At 69.3% G+C, this 20,716-nt stretch carries 18 protein-coding genes; 5 read left to right on the plus strand and 13 right to left on the minus strand.

Annotated features, from left to right (window positions below; translation table 11 throughout):
- Positions 1–12: 12 nt before the first annotated feature.
- The 4 genes from C5E05_RS14745 to C5E05_RS14760 all read right to left on the minus strand — a co-directional run bounded on the left by C5E05_RS14745 (position 13) and on the right by C5E05_RS14760 (position 4,560).
- Positions 13–870: a DUF6807 family protein gene (locus tag C5E05_RS14745; protein WP_104342357.1), complete on the minus strand. Its 858-nt coding sequence runs from the start codon at positions 868–870 to the stop codon at positions 13–15.
- The gene (locus C5E05_RS14750; protein WP_104342358.1) at positions 867–1,934 is read right to left on the minus strand and encodes a Gfo/Idh/MocA family protein; all 1,068 of its coding nucleotides are present in this window, start codon (positions 1,932–1,934) and stop codon (positions 867–869) included. Before C5E05_RS14750 ends, C5E05_RS14745 begins: the two co-directional genes overlap by 4 nt.
- Before the next feature lie 118 nt (positions 1,935–2,052).
- On the minus strand, positions 2,053–3,393 hold the full coding sequence (locus C5E05_RS14755) for an MFS transporter (RefSeq protein WP_104342359.1): 1,341 nt from the start codon (positions 3,391–3,393) through the stop codon (positions 2,053–2,055).
- A gap of 111 nt (positions 3,394–3,504) precedes the next feature.
- Positions 3,505–4,560, minus strand: a complete 1,056-nt coding sequence (locus C5E05_RS14760) for an FUSC family protein (RefSeq protein ID WP_146081135.1) — start codon at positions 4,558–4,560, stop codon at positions 3,505–3,507.
- A 309-nt stretch (positions 4,561–4,869) separates the two neighbouring features.
- On the opposite strand from C5E05_RS14760, the gene rhaI reads away from it, so the two are divergent.
- From rhaI to C5E05_RS14780, 4 genes are read left to right on the plus strand one after another with little or no spacing between them, the layout of a single operon-like run.
- A complete protein-coding gene (gene rhaI, locus C5E05_RS14765; RefSeq protein WP_104305669.1) occupies positions 4,870–6,036 on the plus strand; it encodes an L-rhamnose isomerase in 1,167 nt (388 codons plus the stop codon).
- Between the two features lie 42 nt (positions 6,037–6,078).
- Positions 6,079–8,115: a bifunctional aldolase/short-chain dehydrogenase gene (locus tag C5E05_RS14770; protein ID WP_104342361.1), complete on the plus strand. Its 2,037-nt coding sequence runs from the start codon at positions 6,079–6,081 to the stop codon at positions 8,113–8,115.
- A complete protein-coding gene (locus C5E05_RS14775; protein WP_104342362.1) occupies positions 8,112–9,593 on the plus strand; it encodes a rhamnulokinase family protein in 1,482 nt (493 codons plus the stop codon). The genes C5E05_RS14770 and C5E05_RS14775 overlap by 4 nt, the downstream gene beginning before the upstream one ends.
- A gap of 19 nt (positions 9,594–9,612) precedes the next feature.
- Complete coding sequence (locus C5E05_RS14780; RefSeq protein WP_104244852.1) at positions 9,613–10,872, plus strand: alpha-hydroxy acid oxidase; 1,260 nt, start codon at positions 9,613–9,615, stop codon at positions 10,870–10,872.
- 919 nt (positions 10,873–11,791) lie between these two features.
- On the opposite strand, the gene C5E05_RS14785 is transcribed toward C5E05_RS14780, so the two are convergent.
- From C5E05_RS14785 to C5E05_RS14805, 5 genes are all read right to left on the minus strand, one after another.
- Entirely contained in the window at positions 11,792–12,655 is an 864-nt protein-coding gene (locus C5E05_RS14785; protein WP_104305672.1) for a Cof-type HAD-IIB family hydrolase, read from the minus strand.
- Between the two features lie 10 nt (positions 12,656–12,665).
- The gene (locus tag C5E05_RS14790) at positions 12,666–12,878 is read right to left on the minus strand and encodes a DUF2945 domain-containing protein (protein WP_104244848.1); all 213 of its coding nucleotides are present in this window, start codon (positions 12,876–12,878) and stop codon (positions 12,666–12,668) included.
- Positions 12,875–13,069, minus strand: a complete 195-nt coding sequence (locus C5E05_RS14795; RefSeq protein WP_146081136.1) for a hypothetical protein — start codon at positions 13,067–13,069, stop codon at positions 12,875–12,877. The genes C5E05_RS14790 and C5E05_RS14795 overlap by 4 nt, the downstream gene beginning before the upstream one ends.
- A gap of 69 nt (positions 13,070–13,138) precedes the next feature.
- The gene (locus tag C5E05_RS14800) at positions 13,139–14,584 is read right to left on the minus strand and encodes an amino acid permease (RefSeq protein WP_104342364.1); all 1,446 of its coding nucleotides are present in this window, start codon (positions 14,582–14,584) and stop codon (positions 13,139–13,141) included.
- Positions 14,585–14,662: 78 nt separating this feature from the next.
- Positions 14,663–16,210, minus strand: a complete 1,548-nt coding sequence (locus tag C5E05_RS14805; RefSeq protein ID WP_104342365.1) for an aminotransferase class I/II-fold pyridoxal phosphate-dependent enzyme — start codon at positions 16,208–16,210, stop codon at positions 14,663–14,665.
- A gap of 75 nt (positions 16,211–16,285) precedes the next feature.
- On the opposite strand from C5E05_RS14805, the gene C5E05_RS14810 reads away from it, so the two are divergent.
- The gene (locus C5E05_RS14810; RefSeq protein ID WP_104342366.1) at positions 16,286–17,191 is read left to right on the plus strand and encodes a LysR family transcriptional regulator; all 906 of its coding nucleotides are present in this window, start codon (positions 16,286–16,288) and stop codon (positions 17,189–17,191) included.
- On the opposite strand, the gene C5E05_RS14815 is transcribed toward C5E05_RS14810, so the two are convergent.
- The 4 genes from C5E05_RS14815 to C5E05_RS14830 all read right to left on the minus strand — a co-directional run bounded on the left by C5E05_RS14815 (position 17,157) and on the right by C5E05_RS14830 (position 20,715).
- Positions 17,157–17,663 (minus strand): GNAT family N-acetyltransferase, encoded by a 507-nt coding sequence (locus C5E05_RS14815; protein ID WP_104342367.1) that lies wholly within the window; start codon positions 17,661–17,663, stop codon positions 17,157–17,159. The genes C5E05_RS14810 and C5E05_RS14815 overlap by 35 nt on opposite strands.
- 28 nt (positions 17,664–17,691) lie before the next feature.
- Positions 17,692–18,717: a beta-propeller fold lactonase family protein gene (locus tag C5E05_RS14820; RefSeq protein ID WP_104342368.1), complete on the minus strand. Its 1,026-nt coding sequence runs from the start codon at positions 18,715–18,717 to the stop codon at positions 17,692–17,694.
- The gene (locus C5E05_RS14825) at positions 18,714–19,679 is read right to left on the minus strand and encodes a Gfo/Idh/MocA family protein (RefSeq protein ID WP_104342369.1); all 966 of its coding nucleotides are present in this window, start codon (positions 19,677–19,679) and stop codon (positions 18,714–18,716) included. The genes C5E05_RS14820 and C5E05_RS14825 overlap by 4 nt, the downstream gene beginning before the upstream one ends.
- Positions 19,680–19,800: 121 nt before the next feature.
- Positions 19,801–20,715 (minus strand): helix-turn-helix transcriptional regulator, encoded by a 915-nt coding sequence (locus C5E05_RS14830; RefSeq protein WP_104342370.1) that lies wholly within the window; start codon positions 20,713–20,715, stop codon positions 19,801–19,803.
- Between the last annotated feature and the right edge of the window lies 1 nt (position 20,716).

The raw sequence follows: 20,716 nt of genomic DNA on the forward strand, positions 1-20,716 counted from the left end.
GAGGCTCGCCGCTCAGGCCTCGTCGAGCAGGTGGGTGATGCGTTCGGCGCGGAGCGGCGAGTCGGAGAGGAGGATGCGCCAGCGCCACGTCGCGCCCCCGCCGGGCCCCAGCCTCCACTCCTCGTGGAAGAACGGAGCCGCGCAGAGCATGGGGGTGCCGTCGTTCCGCACGAACCACGGGGTGGGGGAGACCGGGTTCGCCGGATGCGCGCCCATGACGACGGTCACGGGTCCGCTCTCGAGACCCAGCCAGGCGGCTTCCGCGCCGTGCAGGGTGGCGTCCGGGTCGGCGGGCAGCAGCGGCGACAGCGGGCGCGCGCCCGAGAAGCTGGGGTGCAGTCGCAGGAACAGTCCGCCGTAGCCGGCGTCCGGGCGGCCGGCGGTCGTGGGCGAGCCGAACGCGAGCTCGGCGTCGCGGAGGTTCGTCCAGCGGCTGCTGACATCGAGGACGCCGACGCTGCGCCCGTCGTCGTCGCGGATGCTCGCGTCGAGCATCCGCTCTTCCCGCAGGAACGCGGAGCCGTCGGCCTCGCGCCACGTGAGCCGCGTGCCGTCGGCCGGCTGCGTCTCGTCGACCGTCTGCGAGCCGTTGTTGTCGAGCTGCACGTAGCCTCGACCATCCACCCAGGTCACGCCGCCCCACAGGTTGACGTCGTGAGCGGCGTCGTCGATGCGGATGTTCGCGACGGTCACGGAGAGGCCCCAGTGCCAGGTGTGGTCGGCGGGCCGGAAGTCGCTCACGACGGCGCCCGCGGGGGTGCGCAGCGGATGCACGTAGGGGCGGGGCGACTCGATCGGCAGCGCGCTCGGGTCGCGGTGCACGACCGTGCCGAGGCCGAAGGGCAGCTCTTCGCGGGAGGGGGAGCTCATGACCGGCGCTCGTCGCGCACTCGCGCGGACATCTGTCCGCGCAGCTCGCCCGACTCCATGACCTCACGGAGGGCGACGGCGGCCGAGCGCTCGCTCGACGCGTAGAGGGCGGCCACGATCTCCATGGACCTGGCGGGCGCGGAGGCGATGTCCGGCAGCGCGGCACCTGCCGCGAGGGCGGGGTAGACGGCGTCGATGTAGGCGTCGTGCCCGCTCGGCCGCTCGGCCGCGGGGAACGCCCAGCTGCTCGGCGCATCCGCCCCCGGGCGTGGGGTGATGCGCCAGTTGGCGTGCCCGTGGCCGTAGAGGTGCTCGAGCTCGACCGTCGCGAGCTCGGTGTCGATGCGGATGGAGCTCGCCTGCCTGGGTGAGACGGCGCTGGTCATCGCCGTCGCGACGACGCCGGACTCGAAGCGCAGCACCGCCGTCGAGACGTCCTCCGTCTCGATGTCGCGCGCGAGGCGCCAGGTCTGGCCGTGCACCTCATCCACCTCGCCGAGGAGATAGGCGAGCAGGTCGAGCTGGTGGATGCCGTGGCCGAGGGTCGTCCCGCCGCCTTCGTTCGCCCACGTGCCTCGCCAGGGCGCGGCGAAGTACGTGTCGTCCCTGAACCAGAAGGTGTCGCAGCGGGCGAGGAGCGGGCGCCCGAGGTGGCCGTCGTCGAGGAGGCGCTTGACGTGCGCCGTCGCGGTGCCGGTGCGCTGCTGGAAGACCACGGCGAGGTGCCTGCCCGCGGCCTCGCCGGCTGCGACCATCCGGTCGACGTCGCGGAGGGTGAGCGCCGGCGGCTTCTCGACGACGACGTGAGCTCCGCGCGCGAAGGCGTCTTCTGCCTGGGCCGCGTGGCCTGCCGGCGGGGTGCAGAGGTGCACGACGTCGAGGTGCCCGTCTGGCAGCGAGGTCGCGGAGCGCGGGATGCCGTACTTCTGGGCGAAGGCGGCTGCCCGGTCCGCGTCGACGTCCACGGCGACCACGACCTCCGCGTCATCCCTGGCGGCGATCGCCTCGGCGTGCAGTCGAGCGACGTCGCCGGTGCCCACGATGGCTGCGCGCATTCTCGTCATGGTGTCCTCGTTCCGTCGTGATGCAGTCTCGCCGATGCCGGCGCGTGCGGTGTCCTCGATGCCGGTCGAGGCCGCCCCCGCGCGGGGACGGCCTCGGTCAACGCCCCTTCGGGTCGGTTCAGTCGTGGTTCTCGATGTCCTTGCCGCGCGTCTCCGGAGTGAACAGCGTCGCGAGGGCTGAGACGGTGGCGATGGCGAGGGTGAGCCCGCCGACGACCAGCGGCACGTTGTCCGAGCCTGGAGGGGCCACGAACGTGAAGATCGAGGGCAGGAAGGCGACGATCATGAGGCCGACGTTCTGCGAGATCGCGAAGCCGGTCACTCGGGTCTGCGTCGGGAACAGCTCCTGGAAGAACGTCGCGAAGGTGGCGTTCCACATCTGGAAGAGCACGCCCATCATGAGGATCGCGAGCACGATCGTGAGCACGAGGTTGCCGGACTGGATGGCGGTGAGGTAGCCGATCGCGACGAGCCCGGATCCGAACGAGCCGACGATCATGAGCGTGCGGCGCCCGATCTTGTCGGAGAGCATGCCGAAGACGGGGATGACGATGACGGCCGCCACGTTGGCGATGAGCGGCACCCACAGGAACGTGGAGGCGGGCATCGCGACGCCGTAGGCCTCCTGCGTCGCGAAGCTCGTTCCGAAGACGAGGGTCGTGACGCCGGCGACGTTGGCGAGGGTCATGAGGATGGCGCGGAAGACCGTCCAGCCGTTGTTCTTGAAGAGCTCGATGACGGGCGCCTGGCGGTTCTGGGCCTGCTGGACCGCGAGCGAGCGGGTGTAGGCCGGCGGCTCTTCGACGTGCTTGCGGATGAGGAAGCCGGCGAGGACGACGACGGCACTCAGCATGAACGGGATGCGCCAGCCCCACTCGATGAAGGCTTCGTCCGTGAGGACCGCGGTGAGGGGGATGAACACGGCGGTCGCGATGATCGAGCCGGCCTGGGTGCCCTGCAGGCCGAAGCTCGCGAAGAACCCTCGTCTGCCTGCTGGGGCGTGCTCGACGATCATGGCGCTCGCACCGCCGAGTTCTCCGGCGACGGCGAAGCCCTGGATGAGGCGCAGGAACACCAGGATCAGGGGCGCCCAGAGGCCGATCTGGTCGTAGGTGGGGAGGAACCCGACGGCGAGCGTCGAGAGGCCCATGAGGAGCATCGCGATGACGAGCACGTTCTTGCGGCCGTGCTTGTCTCCCCAGTTGCCGAGCACGATGGCGCCGATGGGGCGCGCGACGTAGCCGACGGCGTAGGTCGCGAGCGAGGAGATGAGGGCGACGGTGGGGTCGCCGGTCGGGAAGAAGACGACGGGGAAGACCAGCGCCGCCGCCTGCGAGTAGAGCGTGAAGTCGTAGTACTCGAGGACGCTGCCGATCCATCCGCTGAGCGCGGCCTTGCGGGGCGTCTTGCCCTCGTTCTCCTGTGACACCGCACCAGTGTCACTCTGTGTTCTCGTCATTGAAAATCCTCGTCATCTTTGACCGTGGTCGATATCCCGCTCGGAGCGGGTAAGCGCTTTCCACTTTGCCACTCGCTCTGAAACGTGTCAAGCGAGATCGCGACGAGGGTCTCAACCCGCCGACTGCGCCCGCGAGCGCTCCACCCAGCGCCAGGCCAGGGCGGCCGCGATCACGACGGCGACGCCGACGCCCGTCTCCAGGATCCTGGCCAAGAGCAGGGTGAGATCGGGCTGCGGGTGCGCGAAGTCGAGCATGACCAGCGCCAGTGGGGTGACGAAGACGAGGGCGAGTCCGTAGTTGCGCACGACGAACAGCTCCGCGCACATCTGCAGCACGCAGATGATGGCGATCGTCACGAGCGGAGGCAGGTCGACGGCCATGATCAGCCACGCGACGCCCACTCCGGCGATGGTCCCCGTGAGGCGGTGGCCGGCCCGTACCAGCTGCTCGTCGGGGCCCGAGGTCGCGAGCGCGGCGGCGGCCGCGACCATGGCCCAGTAGGGGTAGTCGAGCCCGAGAGATGTGGGGATGAGCCCCGCGACGCCGACGACGAGGCCGGCCCCCACTGCCGCGCTGATGCGCAGTCTCTCGGGTCTGGTCGGGGCGGCGGATGCTCGTGCCCGGCGCTCGAACTCGCGGGCGGCTGGGCGGGCCAGGCCCGAGATGCAGACGATCAGGGCGAAGGCCGCCGACGCGGCGGCCGTGCCGGCCGCGAGGAGCGCATCCGCCTCGCCTCCCGGGATGGAGGCCGTCGCGGAGAGCGCGAAGACGGGAAAGAGCGCGCCAGTCGGCTTCCATCCGAACCGCTGGGCGGCGCCCGTGATGACCGCCGCGTAGGCGGCGGTCGCCGGGAGGACGAGCCACTCGCGCTGCTCGGAGAGGCTCACTGCGGCGCCGACGCTGACAGCGCCGACCATGCCGACGGCCACGCCGCTCTGCAGGCGAGCGCGGATCACGTGCGAGTGGCTGCGCCCGTAGAACGAGACGAAGGCGCCGAAGGTCGAGTAGAGCGCGAGCTCGACGTGCCCGATGCTCCACAGGATCAGGAGTGGGGCGCCCACGGAGATGCCGGCGCGGATCGCGACACGGTGGGCGCCGTTGTGGGGGCCGAGGTCGAAGAGGCGGCGGGGGTGTGGCAGCTCGGCCATCGGGTGGGTTCGTGTCATGTGCGTGCGATGGTCCCTGCTCGTGCGGTGTCCTGGAATGCGCTTTCCGAGGGTAGTGGATGCGGGTTTCGCCCGTGTTCACGCGGATGTCCCGCCCGGCTCACCCCGGTGGGCGGACGTGAACCGCCGCGCGTGCTTGACACGATTCACTCCGGCTCGTAATCTGAGATCACTGAAACGATTCAATACGGTTCGGCGCGAACAGGCATCCCCGCTCGCCCACATACCGTGAATCGAGTTCCCGAAGCCGTGGACGACGTCGTTCGGCCCGGGAGCGCATCCGCAACCGACCAACGAAGGCGACGAACCGTGAGCATCCTCTCCGCAGACCAGCTTGCAGCGCTCGAAGGACAGGGCATCGAGCTCCCGTCCTGGGCGTTCGGCAACTCAGGCACCCGATTCAAGGTGTTCCAGACGGCAGGCACGCCGCGCGACCCGTTCGAGAAGATCTCCGACGCAGCCCAGGTCAACACGTACACCGCGCTCGCCCCGAGCGTGGCCCTGCACATCCCGTGGGACGTCGTCGACGACTTCGGCGCGCTCCGCAAGCACGCCGAAGACCTCGGTGTCGAGCTCGGCACGATCAACTCCAACACGTTCCAGGACGACGACTACAAGTTCGGCGCCCTCACGCACGAGGACGCAGCGGTGCGCCGCAAGGCCATCGACCACCACCTCCGCTGCATCGACGTCATGGACGAGACCGGATCGCGCGACCTGAAGATCTGGCTCGCCGAGGGCTCCAACTACCCCGGCCAGGCCGACCTGCGCGGCCGTCAGGACCGCCTGCACGACTCGCTGCAGGAGATCTACGCCCGCATCGGCGACGACCAGCGCCTCGTGCTCGAGTACAAGTTCTTCGAACCGGCGTTCTACCACACCGACGTTCCGGACTGGGGCACGAGCTACGTGCAGGTCGCGGCCCTCGGCGAGAAGGCCATGGTCTGCCTCGACACCGGCCACCACGCGCCCGGCACCAACATCGAGTTCATCGTCATGCAGCTGCTGCGCCTCGGACGCCTCGGCTCCTTCGACTTCAACTCGCGCTTCTACGCCGACGACGACCTCATCGTCGGCTCGGCCGACCCGTTCCAGCTGTTCCGCATCCTCGCCGAGGTCATCCGCGGCGGTGGGCTCAACAACCCCGACGTGGCCTTCATGCTCGACCAGTGCCACAACGTGGAGTCGAAGATCCAGGGCCAGATGCGCTCCGTCCTCAACGTGCAGGAGATGACGGCCCGCGCGCTGCTCATCGACAAGGACGCCCTCACGGCGGCGCAGAAGGCCGGCGACGTGCTCGTCGCACACGAGATCTACATGGACGCGTTCTCGACCGACGTGCGCCCCGCCCTCGCCGAGTGGCGCGAGTCGCGCGGCCTGCCCGCGAACCCGCTCGCCGCGTTCCGTGCATCCGGGTACGAGCAGCAGGTCGCCGAGGAGCGCGTCGGCGGCGTCCAGGCCAGCTGGGGCGCGTAAGCGTCACCCCTCACCGACCTCACGAGCTTCGAAGGAACTGACATGACGAACCCAGCAGCAGCCGATCTCATCTCGCGCAGCAACCGCCTCGGCGAAGACCCGAAGAACACGAACTACGCGGGTGGGAACACCTCCGCGAAGGGCACCGAGACCGACCCCGTGACGGGCGAGCCCGTCGAGCTGCTCTGGGTGAAGGGCTCCGGGGGAGACCTCGGAACGCTCACCGAGCAGGGCCTCGCCGTGCTCCGCCTCGACCGCTTCCGCGCGCTCACGAACGTCTACCCGGGCGTCGAGCGCGAGGACGAGATGGTCGCGGCCTTCGACTTCTGCCTGCACGGCAAGGGAGGCGCGGCCCCGTCGATCGACACGGCCATGCACGGCCTCGTGGATGCGGCGCACGTCGACCACCTGCACCCCGACTCGGGCATCGCGATCGCGACAGCGGCCGATGGCGAGGAGCTGACGGCGAAGATCTTCGGCGACAAGGTGGTCTGGGTGCCCTGGCGCCGCCCCGGCTTCCAGCTCGGCCTCGACATCGCCAACATCAAGGACGAGAACCCGCAGGCCATCGGCTGCATCCTCGGCGGGCACGGCATCACCGCGTGGGGCGACACCTCCGAGGAGTCGGAGCGCAACTCGCTCTGGATCATCGAGACCGCATCGGCGTACATCGATGCAGATGGCAAGGCCGACCCCTTCGGCGGCGTCGTGAGCGGCTTCGAGGCGCTCCCCGCCGACGAGCGCCGTGCACGCGCGGCGGCCCTCGCGCCGTCGATCCGCGCCGTCGCCTCGCACGACGCCCCCATGATCGGTCACTTCACCGACGATGAGCGCGTGCTCGACTTCCTCGCGAGCGAGAAGCTCACCGAGCTCGCCGCCCTCGGCACGAGCTGCCCCGACCACTTCCTGCGCACCAAGGTCAAGCCGCTCGTGCTCGACCTGCCGACCACGGCATCCGTCGAGGAGCAGCGCGCTCGCCTCGAGGAGCTGCACGCGGCGTACCGCGCCGACTACAAGGCCTACTACGACAAGTTCGCGACGGCCGAGTCGCCCGCCATCCGTGGCGCCGACCCGCTCATCGTGCTCGTCCCCGGCGTCGGCATGTTCTCCTACGGCAAGAACAAGCAGACCGCGCGCGTCGCCGGTGAGTTCTACTTGAACGCGATCAACGTGATGCGCGGCGCCGAGGCGCTCTCGAGCTACTCCCCGATCTCCGACGAGGAGAAGTTCCGCATCGAGTACTGGGCGCTCGAGGAGGCGAAGCTGCAGCGCATGCCGAAGCCGAAGACGCACCAGGGCCGCATCGCCTTCGTCACGGGCGCCGCATCCGGTATCGGCAAGGCCATTGCGACCCGCCTCGCAGCCGAAGGCGCGTGCGTCGTCGTCGCCGACCTCGACCTCGAGAAGGCGCAGGCCGCCGCCGCCGAGCTCGGCGGCACCGACGTCGCGATCGGCGTCGCAGCGAACGTCGCGGACGCCGCCGGCGTGCAGGCCGCCATCGACGCGACCCTCCTCGCGTTCGGCGGCATCGACCTCGTCGTCAACAACGCCGGCCTCTCCCTCTCGAAGCCGCTCCTCGAGACGACCGAGAAGGACTGGGACCTGCAGCACGACGTCATGGCGAAGGGCTCCTTCCTCGTGTCGAAGGCCGCCGCCAAGGCGCTCATCGAGCAGAAGCTCGGTGGCGACGTCATCTACATCTCCTCGAAGAACTCCGTCTTCGCGGGCCCGAACAACATCGCGTACTCGGCGACGAAGGCCGACCAGGCCCACCAGGTCCGCCTCCTCGCGGTCGAGCTCGGCGAGCACGGCATCCGCGTCAACGGCATCAACCCCGACGGCGTCGTCCGCGGCTCCGGCATCTTCGCGGCAGGCTGGGGCGCCAACCGCGCCGCGACCTACGGCGTGAAGGAAGAGGACCTCGGCCAGTACTACGCGAACCGCACCATCCTCAAGCGCGAGGTCGTGCCGGAGAACGTCGCCGACGCGGTGTACGTGCTCACGGGGCCAGAGCTCACACGCACGACCGGTCTGCACATCCCCGTCGACTCGGGCGTCGCGGCGGCCTTCCTGCGATGACCGAGTCTGCTGCGCAGGGATCGAGCGCCGCAGGCCGGGGCGGGGCGGATGCGCCCCGCACGGTCGCGGCGGTCGATCTCGGAGCCACGAGCGGTCGCGTCATCACGGGCACGATCACGGACGGCGTGCTCACGATGCGCCACGAGGCGCGCTTCCCGAACAACCCCGTCCGCACACGCGACGGGCTGCACTGGAACCTCCTCGGCCTCTACCAGCATGTCCTCGACGGGCTGGCCGCGGCTGAGCGTGACGCGCCTGGCCAGATCGCGAGCATCGGCATCGACTCGTGGGCGGTCGACTACGCGCTGCTGCGCGAGGGGCGCGTCCTCGGGGTCCCGTACGCGTACCGCGACGAGCGGACCGCCCGGGGCGTCGAAGCCGTGCACGCCATCACCTCCGCCGAGGAGCTCTACCGCCGCAACGGCCTCCAGCACCTGCCCTTCAACACGGTCTTCCAGCTCGCGACCGACGGTGAGCTGCTGGGCCTCGCCGACCAGCTGCTGCTCCTGCCCGACCTACTCGCCTACTGGCTGACGGGCGCGCAGGTCGCCGAGCGCACCAACGCCTCGACGACGGGTCTGCTTTGCGCCGACACGCGTGAGTGGGATGCGGAGCTCGCCGAGCGCGTGGGGGTTCCCGCCCGCATCCTGCCGCACCTCGTCGACCCTGGTGCCGTGCTCGGCTCGCTCGAGGGCGAGGCGGCGCGCATCGTCGGGCGTGACATCGACGTCGTCGCGGTCGGCTCCCATGACACGGCCTCCGCGATCGTCGCCATCCCCAACGAGGGGCGCGACTTCGCGTACATCTCGTGCGGCACGTGGGGTCTCGTGGGCCTCGAGCTCGACGAGGCGGTCGTCACCGACGCCGCCCGCGAGGCGAACTTCACGAACGAGGGCGGCGTCGACGGCCGCGTGCGCTTCCTGCACAACGTCATGGGCCTCTGGCTGCTGTCGGAATCGCAGCGGCACTGGGAGCCGGCGGCGACGGATGCGCAGCGCTCGAGCACCCTCCAGCAGCTGCTCGCCGACGCCGCCCAGGTGGGCGGCGACGTGCCGATCTTCGACGTCAACGACCCCGTCTTCATGGCGCCAGGCGACATCCCAGGGCGCATCGCCGAGTGGCTCACCCAGCGCGGCCTCGAGGCGCCGACGACACCAGCCGGCATCGTCCGCTCGATCGTGGAGAGCCTCGCGCAGGCCTTCGCCGAGGCCGTCACGACAGCCGCGGCCCTCGCCGAGCATCCGGTGAGCGTCATCCACATCGTCGGCGGCGGATCGCAGAACGCGCTTCTCTGCCAGGCGACGGCCGACCGATCCGGGATGCCCGTGCTCGCGGGCCCCGTCGAGGCGACCGCGATGGGTAACCTGCTTGTGCAGGCGCGCGCGCACGGCTGGATCCCCGACAGTCTCTCTGAGATCCGCTCCATCGTCGCCAGATCGACGCAGATCATCCGCTACGACCCGAAGATCACCCGATAGAAGCAAAGGCAGCTGCCCCATGGTGAAACGTCAAGCCCCCAAGCCCCTCGAGCTGCTCGAGCTCATGCAGTTCAAGAAACCCGACCTCAACGGCCGTCGCCGCCGCCTCAACTCGGCGCTCACGATCGAGGACCTGCGGCGCATCGCGAAGCGGCGCACCCCGAAGGCGGCGTTCGACTACACCGACGGCGCCGCCGAGGGCGAGCTGTCGCTGCGCCGCGCGCGCACCGCGTTCCGGGATGTGGAGTTCAACCCGTCCGTGCTGCGCGACGTCGCGAACGTCGACACGTCGAGCACTGTGCTCGGCGGGCCGATGGCGATGCCGTTCGCGATCGCCCCGACCGGGTTCACGCGCCTCATGCAGACCGAGGGCGAGACCGCCGGTGCCGGCGCCGCCGCCGCCGCGGGCATCCCCTTCACCCTGTCGACGCTCGGCACGACGACGATCGAAGAGGTCGCGAAGGTCAACCCGAACGGCCGCAACTGGTTCCAGCTGTACGTCATGAAGGACCGCTCGATCTCCTACGGCCTCGTGGAGCGCGCCGCGAAGGCGGGCTTCGACACGCTGCACTTCACGGTCGACACCCCCGTCGCCGGCGCCCGCCTGCGCGACAAGCGCAACGGCTTCTCGATCCCGCCGCAGCTGACCGTCGGCACGATCATCAACGCCATCCCGCGCCCCTGGTGGTGGATCGACTTCCTCACGACCCCGAAGCTCGAGTTCGCGTCGCTCGCGACGACGGGCGGCACGGTCGGCGAGCTGCTCGACTCGGCGATGGACCCGACGATCAACTTCGAGGACCTCAAGGTCATCCGCGAGATGTGGCCGGGCAAGATCGTCATCAAGGGCGTCCAGAACCTGGAGGACTCCAAGACGTTCGCCGACCTCGGCGTCGACGGCATCGTCCTCTCCAACCACGGCGGGCGGCAGCTGGATCGGGCTCCGATCCCCTTCCACCTGCTCCCCGCCGTTGCACGCGAGGTCGGCAAAGATCTCGAGATCGGCGTCGACACGGGCATCATGAACGGCGCCGACATCGTCGCGTCCGTGGCACTCGGCGCGAACTTCACGATGATCGGCCGCGCCTACCTGTACGGCCTCATGGCCGGCGGGCGCGAGGGCGTCGACCGCACCATCGCGATCCTCTCCGACGAGATCATCCGCACCATGAAGCTGCTCGGTGCGCACTCCCTCGAGGAGCTGAACCCGTCGCACGTCACGCAGCTGAAGCGCTACGTGCCGACGACGTTCATCGAAGCGGCCCCCGACCGCGTGTAGCCCGCGCGAGTCCGCCCGGTCAGGCCTCGCGTGCTCGCGCCCGCGAGGGCTGAGGCTGGCGGGGTCTCGCGCGGCCGGCGGATGCGCCCGCCGGCCGCGCGCATCCACGCGGCAGAGTTGTGGCCTGGTGTCGTTCCCTCTCCGTGGAACAGCACTAGGCCACAACTGTCTGCGGCAGCGTCAGCCCACCACTCCGCGCGACACTGTCAGCCCACCACTCCGCGCGACACTGTCGGCCCACGACTTCGCGCGACAGCCTCGGCCCACTCCTCCGCGGCAGAGTTGTGGCCTGATGCCGTTCCCTCTCCGTGGAACAGCGTCAGCCCACAACTGTCCGCGACTCCACGAGCCCACTTCTCCGCGCGACACTGCCGGCCCACGACTTTGCGCGGCAGTGCCAGCCCACCACTACGCGGCAGAGTTGTGGCCTGATGTCGTTCCCTCTCCGTGGAACAGCACCAGGCCACAACTGTCTGCGACAGCGTCGGCCCGCCACCGCGCGGCAGCACCAGCCCACCACTCACCGGCAGAGTTGTGGCCTGATGTCGTTCCCTCTCCGTGGAACAGCACCAGGCCACAACGGTCCGCGGCAGCGTCCGCCCGCCACCGCGCGGCAGCGTCACCCCACAACCTTGCGCGACAGCGTCAGCCCACAACTGTCTGGGGTGCAGGCCTTGCCTGTGGAGCCCCTCGCGCGGGCCCTTGGGTGCTCTGCCGGTGCCCCGAGCGGTGGCCGTGATGGGTTTCGGTGACCGTGATGGGAATTAACCCATCACCAGTCGCGAAAACCCATCACGAGGCCGCGCGAAAACCCATCACGGTCACGAAAACCCATCACGAGCCCGAGCGAAAACCCATCACGGTCGCCGAAACCCATCACGGTCGCATCCCGGGGCGCGGGAACAACTGGTCCGGAGCGCTACGCCTGCGCGTCGAGGAGCGCGCTCACGACGGTGACGACGCCCTGCTCCTGGTTGGAGGGGGCGAGGTACTTTGCGAGTTCCTTGACCTCGGGATGCGCGCCAACCATCGCGTAGGAGCGCTCGGCCTCGGCGAACATCTCGACGTCGTTGAAGAAGTCGCCGAAGACCGCTGTCTGCGCCGCAGTCACTCCGAGGCGCTCCTGCAGCTGTCGCACAGCGAGGCCCTTGTTGGCCTCAGGCGGCATGATGTCCATCCAGTGGTGGCCCGACACGACGACCCGGTGGGACTCGCGCAGCTCGTCCACCTCGGCGGCCGCCCCGGTCTCGACCTCGGCGAAGTCGTAGACGGCGATCTTCACGTACTCATCATCGGTGTCGAGCATGTCGTCGACGACCGTGAGCGCCTCGTAGTAGTTGCGGGCTTCTGCGATGAACACGTCGTCGCCGCGCTCGATGTACGCCGACTTCTTGCCGCACAGCACGATCCCGAGGTCGTGACCTCTCTCGATGAGGCCGCGCAGCAGCGCGATCGCCTGCCGGATGAACGACTCATCGAGCGTCAGCGAGCTGACCTCCTGGCCGTCGCGGACCACGAACGTGCCGTTCTCGGCGATGAACGACATGCCGTCGGAGTCGCGTTCGAAGAGCTTCGCGAGGGTCGCGTACTGTCGGCCGCTCGCGGGGGTGAACTCGACGCCGGCCTCGCGCATCCGCTGCAGGAGAGCCCAGAACGCGTCGGGAACCGTGTGGTCGTCGAGCAGCAGCGTGCCGTCCATGTCGGCGACGACGAGGCGCACGTCGTTGCCCTCGAGCGAGGACTCGTAGTGGCGGTCGGCGGTCTCGAGAACGGTATCTGCCATGCGCCCCAGCCTACGAGAGCTTGCGCAGCGCTGATCCCTTGTGCGCGGCCCTCGCCCCAGACTTCTCCGACTCGATGATGTACGCCGGCTCGTCCTCTGAGGCGGTGAACTTCTGCTTGTCGAACTGGAAGTCCTTCGTCTTCTTCTCGACGACCTCGCCCTGCGTGCGGCCCTGCGGGGTGTTCCAGCTCACGCGGTCGCCCTTGCTCAGATCTGCGGTCACGGTCTCTCCTCCTGCTCGGCGGTCTCGGGGTGAGGCTCGGGCTTCGGCCTCCGGAAGGCGATGACCGTGAACACCACGCCGAGGGCGAACCAGACGATCCAGATGCTGCCGTCGTTCGCGAGATCGGCGAGGGCGATGACGTAGAAGGCGACCGCCACCCACAGGTACGTGTTCAGCATCAGCTTCCTCATGCGCAGAGCATGCCCGGCCGTCCTGGGCGGAGGGTGGAGGTGCGACGCGCATGCCGCACCTCCACCCGGTCAGTCCCGCTCGTCGAGCGGATGCGGGATGGTCGGGATCGGGGCGGTCAGCGGACGCCCCTCCCGCTGCAGCTTCCGCTTCCGCAGCTGCCACAGGACGGAGAGGATGATGAACCAGACCGGGGCCGCGAGGAACGGCAGCCGGGTGTCGTCGCCGTACAGCAGCGTGCCGGCGATGAAGACGAAGAAGGCGAGCACGAGCCAGGGTGCGACGCGCGCCATCGGCATCTTGAACTTCGACGCTCGGTGCTTCTCGGGGAAGCGGCGCAGGTACACGATGTAGCTGACCACGATGGAGCCCCAGGTGAAGAGGATGAGGGTCGCGCACATCGAGGAGACGAACGTGAAGGCGGCGATGACCTCGTCGCCCGCGAAGAGCAGCGGGATGGCGGAGAACAGGAAGACGCAGGTGAAGAAGACGGCCTTCGTCGGCACGCCCTGGCTGCTGGTCATCGCGAACGCCTTCGGGGCGTGGCCGTCCTTCGAGAGCCCGAACAGCATCCGCGTGCCCGAGTACAGGCCGGAGTTGGCGCTCGACGCGGCCGAGCTGAGCACCACCAGCTGGATCGCGAACGCGGCGAGGCCGAACCCGGCGATCGCGAGCGTCGACACGAACGGGCTCTTGCCCGGCTCGATCTTGTCCCACGGCGTGACGCTCATGATGACGATGAGGGCGCCCACGTAGAAGATGAGAATGCGAGCGACGATCGAGTTGATGGCCTTCGGCAGGGTCTTGCGCGGGTTCTCGGTCTCTGCGGCGGCCGTGCCGACGAGCTCGACGCCGATGAACGAGAAGATGCCCATCTGGAAGCCGAGCACGAACCCGCTCGCGCCCATGGGGAACATCCCGCCGTGCTCCCAGAGGTTCGCGAGCGTGGCGGTGTCACCGTCTGGGCTCTGGAACCGGGTGAGGATGAGCACGATGCCCACGGCGATGAGGCCGAGGATGGCGACGATCTTGATGATCGCGAACCAGAACTCGGTCTCCCCGAACCACTTCACGGGCTGGAGGTTCAGGACGGTGAGCACGACGACCGCGATGAGCGCGGGCAGCCAGTTCGGGATGTCGGCGTTGAACCACTGCACGTAGGCGGTGATGGCGACGATGTCGGCGACGCACGCGATCACCCACGAGAACCAGTAGTTCCAGGACACGAAGAAGCCCGCCCACGGCCCGAGCATGTCCTTCGCGATGTCGCCGAAGGTCTTGTAGTGCAGGTTCGAGAGCAGCAGCTCGCCGAGGGCGCGCATGATGAAGAAGACGAAGAACCCGATCACCATGTAGACGAAGATGATCGACGGCCCGGAGACGCTGATGAGCTTGCCGGAGCCGAGGAACAGCCCCGTTCCGATGGCGCCGCCGATGGCGATGAGCTGCAGGTGGCGGTTCTTGAGGCCGCGCTGCATCTCGCCTTGAGGCGGATGTGCGGTGGTTGTCGTGGACATGACACTCCCTTGTGCTGATGTCGTGGTGCTGAGGTTGGGCGCCGCGTGCGCGCTGGTGGTTGTGGGCAGAACTGGGGGTCAGGCGACGACGCGGAACGTGGAGAGCTCTGGGTCGTTCGCGCCGCGCACGTAGCCGGACGGCGCTGCGCCCGTGTGCCGCAGGAAGTCGACGACCTCCTGGCTGAGCACCTCGCCTGGCAGCACGTTGGGCACACCTGGCGGGTAGGCAGCGAGTGAGTCGGCGGAGATGCGGCCGACCGCCTCCGTGTGCGGCACCGTCTCGACGGGGCTGAAGAACGCGTCCGAGAGGCCCATCGCGCGCTCGCAGCTCGCGGGGAGCGAGACGGGGCGGATCGGCTCGACCTCCGCCTCGGGGAGCGCCTGCAGTGCGCCCCACAGGCGCTCGACGTCCACCCGAGCCGTCGCGCCGACCAGCACCAGCAACGCGGAGGGGGTCGACAGCTCGCAGTAGACACGATGGTCGCGGAGCAGCTGGTAGTGCGCATCCGTGCCCGTGATGCCGGCACCTCGAGTGTCGATGGCGATCTTGAAGGGGTCGTTCGCGATGGCATCGGGGCTGGCGAGGATGTCGGGAGTCGCGTCGCGGTACCTGCGGTCGTCGTGCACGAGTCGGCGGATGCGCTGCGCGGATGCGAGGGCCTCTTCGACCGCGTCTGGCCGCGTCACGAGATGCCTCCTCGCCTCGTCGAGCGAGGCGAGCAACAGGGCGCTGCAGCTCGTCGACTGGTAGGAGCGGACGACCCGGTCGACGAGCGACTCCAGGTGCCGGGCGTGGGGCCCGTGGCCGAGTTGCAGCATGGCCGACTGCGTGAGCGAGCCCGCGCCCTTGTGGGTGCTGGAGATGACGAGGTCTGCGCCGAGGCGTGCCGCGTTCGTGGGGAGCGCCGGGTGCATCCCGAAGTGCGAACCCCACGCCTCGTCGACGATGAGCGGCACCCCGTGCCCGTGGGCGACTGCCGCGATCGCCGCGACATCGGCCACCGCCCCGAAGTAGCTCGGCGAGACGATGTAGACGGCAGCGGACCGGGGATGCTCGGCGAGGGTCGCCGCGACCTGCTCCGCAGTCACCCCGTGCGCGGCACCCAGGCCGGAGTCGACGGCGCCGTGCACGAAGTGCGGGGTCAGGTTGGCGTGCGTGATGCCGTCGATGACGCTCGAGTGCACGCTGCGCTGCACGGCGAACTCGGTGCCGAGGCCACGCACGACGGTCGTCGCGACGTGGTTGCCGCCGGAGGCTCCGTTGGTCGTGAACCAGACGCGGCTCGCTCCCCACGCATCGGCGGCGAGGTCCTGCGCCCGCATGAGCGGGGTGACTCGGCCCGGCGTCGTGAGGCGCCACGTGTCCTGGTCGACGCCGCTGAACAGCATCGGGAAGTCGAGGCTCAGCGCGTCGGCACCGACGATGCTCGCGACGCCGGGCGCATTCACCGCCTTCGCGTGATGTGCCGGCACGTGCATCCGCTGCCAGTCGTGGGTGGCGAGGGAGCGGAGAGCGTCGGCGTACGGGGTCTCGAACTGCGCTCGCGGGATGCGGTGCCCGGCGGGGGTCGTGATGCCGTCGACCTGAGCTGCGCTGCTCGGGACGGGTGCGTGGAGGATGGACATGCGTTCAGGTTAGGAACGAACTGACGACGGCGATATAGCAGGATCCTGCCGTCAGTGACATACGGTCTAGGGGTGATGAACCTCCAGCAGTTCCGCGTGCTCCTCGCCGTCCAGGAGCACGGAAGCCTCACGGGGGCTGCGAAGGCGCTGCAGTACGGGGTGCCGACGGTGACGCACCATCTGCGCAGCCTCGAGTCGCACCTCGGCGCCCGCCTCGTCGACCGCGGGCGGCGGGGCACGTCGCTGACCCCGCTCGGAGTGTCGTTCGCCGCCGAGATCGAGCAGGCGATCGCGCGTGTCGACCGGGCCGAGCAGCTGGTCGCCGATCAGCGCGACGCGGGCGTCGTCACCCTGCGCGTGGGCACGTTCGCCTCGATGGGCTCACGCCTGCTGCCCTCGGCGATCGCCAGCCTGCAGAAGCGCACGTCGGTGCGGGTCGAGGTGGTCGAAGGGGAGCCGACGGAGATCGTGCGGATGCTCAGGAGCGGCGAGGTGCACGCGGGGCTCATCTTCGACGTGTCCGTCGAGCCCGCCTTCGCCGTCCCGGACCTCATGCTGCAGCGTCTCCTCACCGAGCCATACGGCGTGATGGTCGCGCGCGACAGCGAATGGGCGAGCCGCGACAGCATCGACTTCGCCGACCTGCGGGAGGTGCCGTGGGTCTTCAGCCGCAGCAACGACGAGGCCTCAGACCGCGTGCTGCGCCGCGTCGGCCAATCGCTCGGCTACCCGGTGCGTGAGCTCATGCGCACGGACGACCTCTACATGATCCACGGCCTCGTCGCCGAGGGGCTCGGCTTCGCCCTCTCGACGGACGCCGCCATCGACCACGACTTCGACGTCGTGCTTCGGCCCGCCGTGCAGGATCTGGGGGAGCGGCACGTGTCGTACGTCACCCGACGGGGCGCCGTGCCACCCGCCGCCGCCTGGCTCGGCGAGATCCTGCTCAGCCGCCCAGCGCCTGCAGCGGATCGCCCGTGAGCCGGAACGTGTCCCACTCGTCCATGGGGAACGCGCCGAGGCTCCTGTAGAAGCCGATGGACGGCTCGTTCCACTTGAGGACCGACCACTCGAGGCGCCGGTAGCCCTTCGCGACGCACTCCTGCGCGAGCGAGCGGAGGAGTGCCCTCCCGAGGCCGCTGCCCCGCGTAGCCTCGCGCACGTAGAGATCTTCGAGCCAGATGCCGTGCTCGCCCTCCCACGTCGAGTAGCTCAGGAACCAGAGCGCCATGCCGTCGAGGCGAGGGGCACCGGGCTGGCTTGTGCTCGCTCCCGCCGCCTCGGCGACGGTCGCGAACACCGCAGGCCGCTCGCCGAAGAAGCTCCTGTGCAGCTGCGCCTCGGTCGTCTTCACCGCATCCGGTTCGCGCTCGTACACGGCGAGGCCGCGGATGAGGTCGAGGATCTGCGGGACATCGGAGGGAACGGCGGGGCGGATGATCGGCTCGGTCACGGCACGACGCTAACAGCCGACCCCGGCCTCAGGCCCAGCGCACCCAGTTCGCGCCGGCGCCGGTCTCGACCTGCTGCAACTCGGCGAGGTGGTCGCCGCGCACTTCGTAGAGCGACACCTGCGCCCCACCCTCGCCTGCGGCGACGAGGAAGCGGCCGTCGGGGCTGAGCGCGAACCCGCGGGGATGCTGCTGGGTGACGGTGAACGACCGCGCATCCTCGAGGGAGCCGTCCTCGGCGACCTCGAGCGGCGCGAGGGTGCTCGTCGTGCGCTCCGAGGTCCACAGGAACCGCTCATCCGCGCCCCAGTGCACGTCGGCACCCCAGATCGAGCGGGGCTCCAGCGGATTCGCGCCGAGGGTTCCGCGCTGCAGGCCCTGCAGCGCGTCCGCGTAGCTCGCCGAATCGAGGAGCGAGAGCACACCGGTGCTCGTGTCGCGTTCGAAGCGCAGCACCTCGCCGCTGAACTCGGTGATCACGTAGGCCTGCGTCTGGGCACCGTTGAGCACGATGTGGCGCGGGCCGCTGCCGGTCGGCGCGGTCGCACCCACCGGGTGGAGCGCCTCGAGCTCGAGGTCATCGGTGATGGCGTACTGCCCGACGAGATCGTCGCCGAGCGACACGAAGTACGCGAAACGGCCGTCCTTGCTCGCCACGACGGAGTGCAGGTGCAGATGCTCCACGATCGTCGTCGGCTCGCCGACCGTGCCCTCGTCGATCGGCGCGATGAGGCCGTAGCTGGCGGAGTAGGCCGCGCCGAGCAGCGCGGATCCGTCCCGTGTGAGCGCGACGTAGTTCAGACCGCCGCGGGGCGTCTCGCGACGCGAGATCGGGGTGAGCTCGCCCGCCTCGCGGTCGAGGCGCAACGTGACGATCGCCGCGGGGCTGCCCTTCACCGCGGCGTAGACGAGGTCGCGGCTGGCGTCGACGACGAAGTTCGAGCATCCCTGCAGATCCGTTGCGACCGAGGTCCGCTCGAGGGCGGCGCCGTCGAAGCGGAAGACCGAGATCGAGCCTTCGCCTGCGTTCGCGACGAGGATGAGTGGTGTGGTCATGCGAGCCCCTCTCGGGCGATGGTCAGGACGGAGAGCACGTCGGCGCTGTGGTCGAGGCGCCGGTCGCGTTCGTTGGTGTCGTGTTCGCGGATGATGCGCTCGAACTCGCGGAACTCCTCCACCATGCGGTGCGGGTACTTCGTGAGGTCGATCTGCTCGGCCTCGCCGCCGCGGGTCGCGTAGCTCAGCGATGGCAGGACGTTCGGGGAGCCGTCGGCCACGATCCACCCGTCCTCTCCCTGGATCTTGCTGCGGATGGGGCCATCCGAGTCCTTCGCGCACACGCAGACCGCCGTGGTCTCGCCGTAGTCGAGGATCAGGACGCCGGACGTGTCGACGCCGCGCTGCACGTTCGCGGTGTAGCTGACCCGCTTCGGCCGGCCGAGCAACCCCACGACGAAGTGGATGGCGTAGATGCCGAGGTCCATGAGCGCACCGCCGCCCTGCGCGGGGTCGAACGCCGGCAGCACTGTGCCCTCGCGGAAGGCGTCGTAGCGGGACGAGTACTGGGAGTAGTCCGACTGGACGACCTTGATCCTGCCGACGAGGTCGAGATGCTCCTTGATCCACCGGTAGTTCGCGAGGTACTGCGTCGTGATCGCCTCGATCAGGATCAGGTCACGCGCCGTCGCGAGTCTGCGCAGCTCCTGCAGCTCCCGTTCTTGGAGCACGAACGGCTTCTCGCAGATGACGTGCTTCCCCGCCTCGAGCGCCTTGCGCGACACCTCGAAGTGCAGCGAGTTCGGGACGGCGACCCAGACCGTGTCGACGCTCGGGTCGGCGAGGCACTCGTCGAGGTCGGTGAAGACGCGCTCGATGCCGAACCGCTCCTGCAGCTCCTCCAGGTGCTGGAGACGCGGCGGGCGACCGTAGATCGCCGCCAGCTCCAGCCCGGGTACGTTCACGACGTGCGGCAGGAAGTCTGCGACGATCTGGCCGGCACCGATGACGGCGAGCCTCATCGGATCGACCTCGACTGCGTGACGGCGCCTGCCTGCTTGGGGGAGCTCGAGAAATGCACGCGATCGATCGTAGTCGGAGCTCGACGGACCCGGCAGGTAGCCCTCGACCTGCGCGACGCTGCTAGGCGTCAGCGCGGTCAGCCTGCGCGATGCTCCGCGCCGTTCCTTCGCGGGCGATGGCCGCGATGTTCTCCGTGGCGGCCCAGGACGAGAGCAGACGCAGGCCTTCCTCGGAAGAGCTGCCTGGCACGGGGGTGTAGACCGTCATGGTGTGGCCGGGGTCGTCTTCGAGGTCCATTGCGTGGTACACCAGCTCGAGCGCGCCGACCGCCGAGTGTCGGAAGTGCTTCGCGCCGGAGTAATGTCGGCGGACATCGTGGGCTGCCCATCGGATGCGGAACTCGTCGCTGCGCACAGACAGCTCTCCGACCAGGTCCGTGAGCTGCTTGTCGAACGGCGAACGGCCGGCCTCTCGCCGGAGGATCTCGACGTTGACGTTGGCTGCCCGCTCCCAGTCAGGGTAGAAGTCGCGCGCACGAGGGTCGAGGAAGATGAATCGGGAGTGGTTCGCGGGCCGCGCAGTGCCCCGGTACATCTCCGAATAGAGCGCGAAGCCGAGCTCGTTCGCGGCCACGATATCCATGCGGCTGTTCCCGATGATCGCGGCACCGCCCGTGATCGAGTCGAGCAGATGCTGCGCGGTCGGGCGCAGCCCGGACGCCCGCGGCTTGGGAGAGCGGACCTTCGCGCCCAGGTTGGCCGTCCGAGCGAGATCCCTCAGATGGTCGTGCTCCGCCTGGGTGAGCTGCAGCGCCCGAGCCACAGCATCGAGCACGTTCTCAGAGACACCCGTCAGGTTGCCCCGGTCCACGCGGGTGTAGTACTCCACGCTCACCCCCGCGAGCCGTGCCACCTCATCCCGTCGGAGGCCGGTCACACGCCGTCGGGTCGTGCCCGGATCGATCCCCGCCTGCTCTGGGGTCAGCCTGCCTCTGCGGGAGCTGATGAATGCTCGCACTTCGCCCCGGTTGTCCATG

It is taken from the genome of Pseudoclavibacter sp. AY1H1, from assembly GCF_002931055.1.
Taxonomy (GTDB): domain Bacteria; phylum Actinomycetota; class Actinomycetes; order Actinomycetales; family Microbacteriaceae; genus Pseudoclavibacter.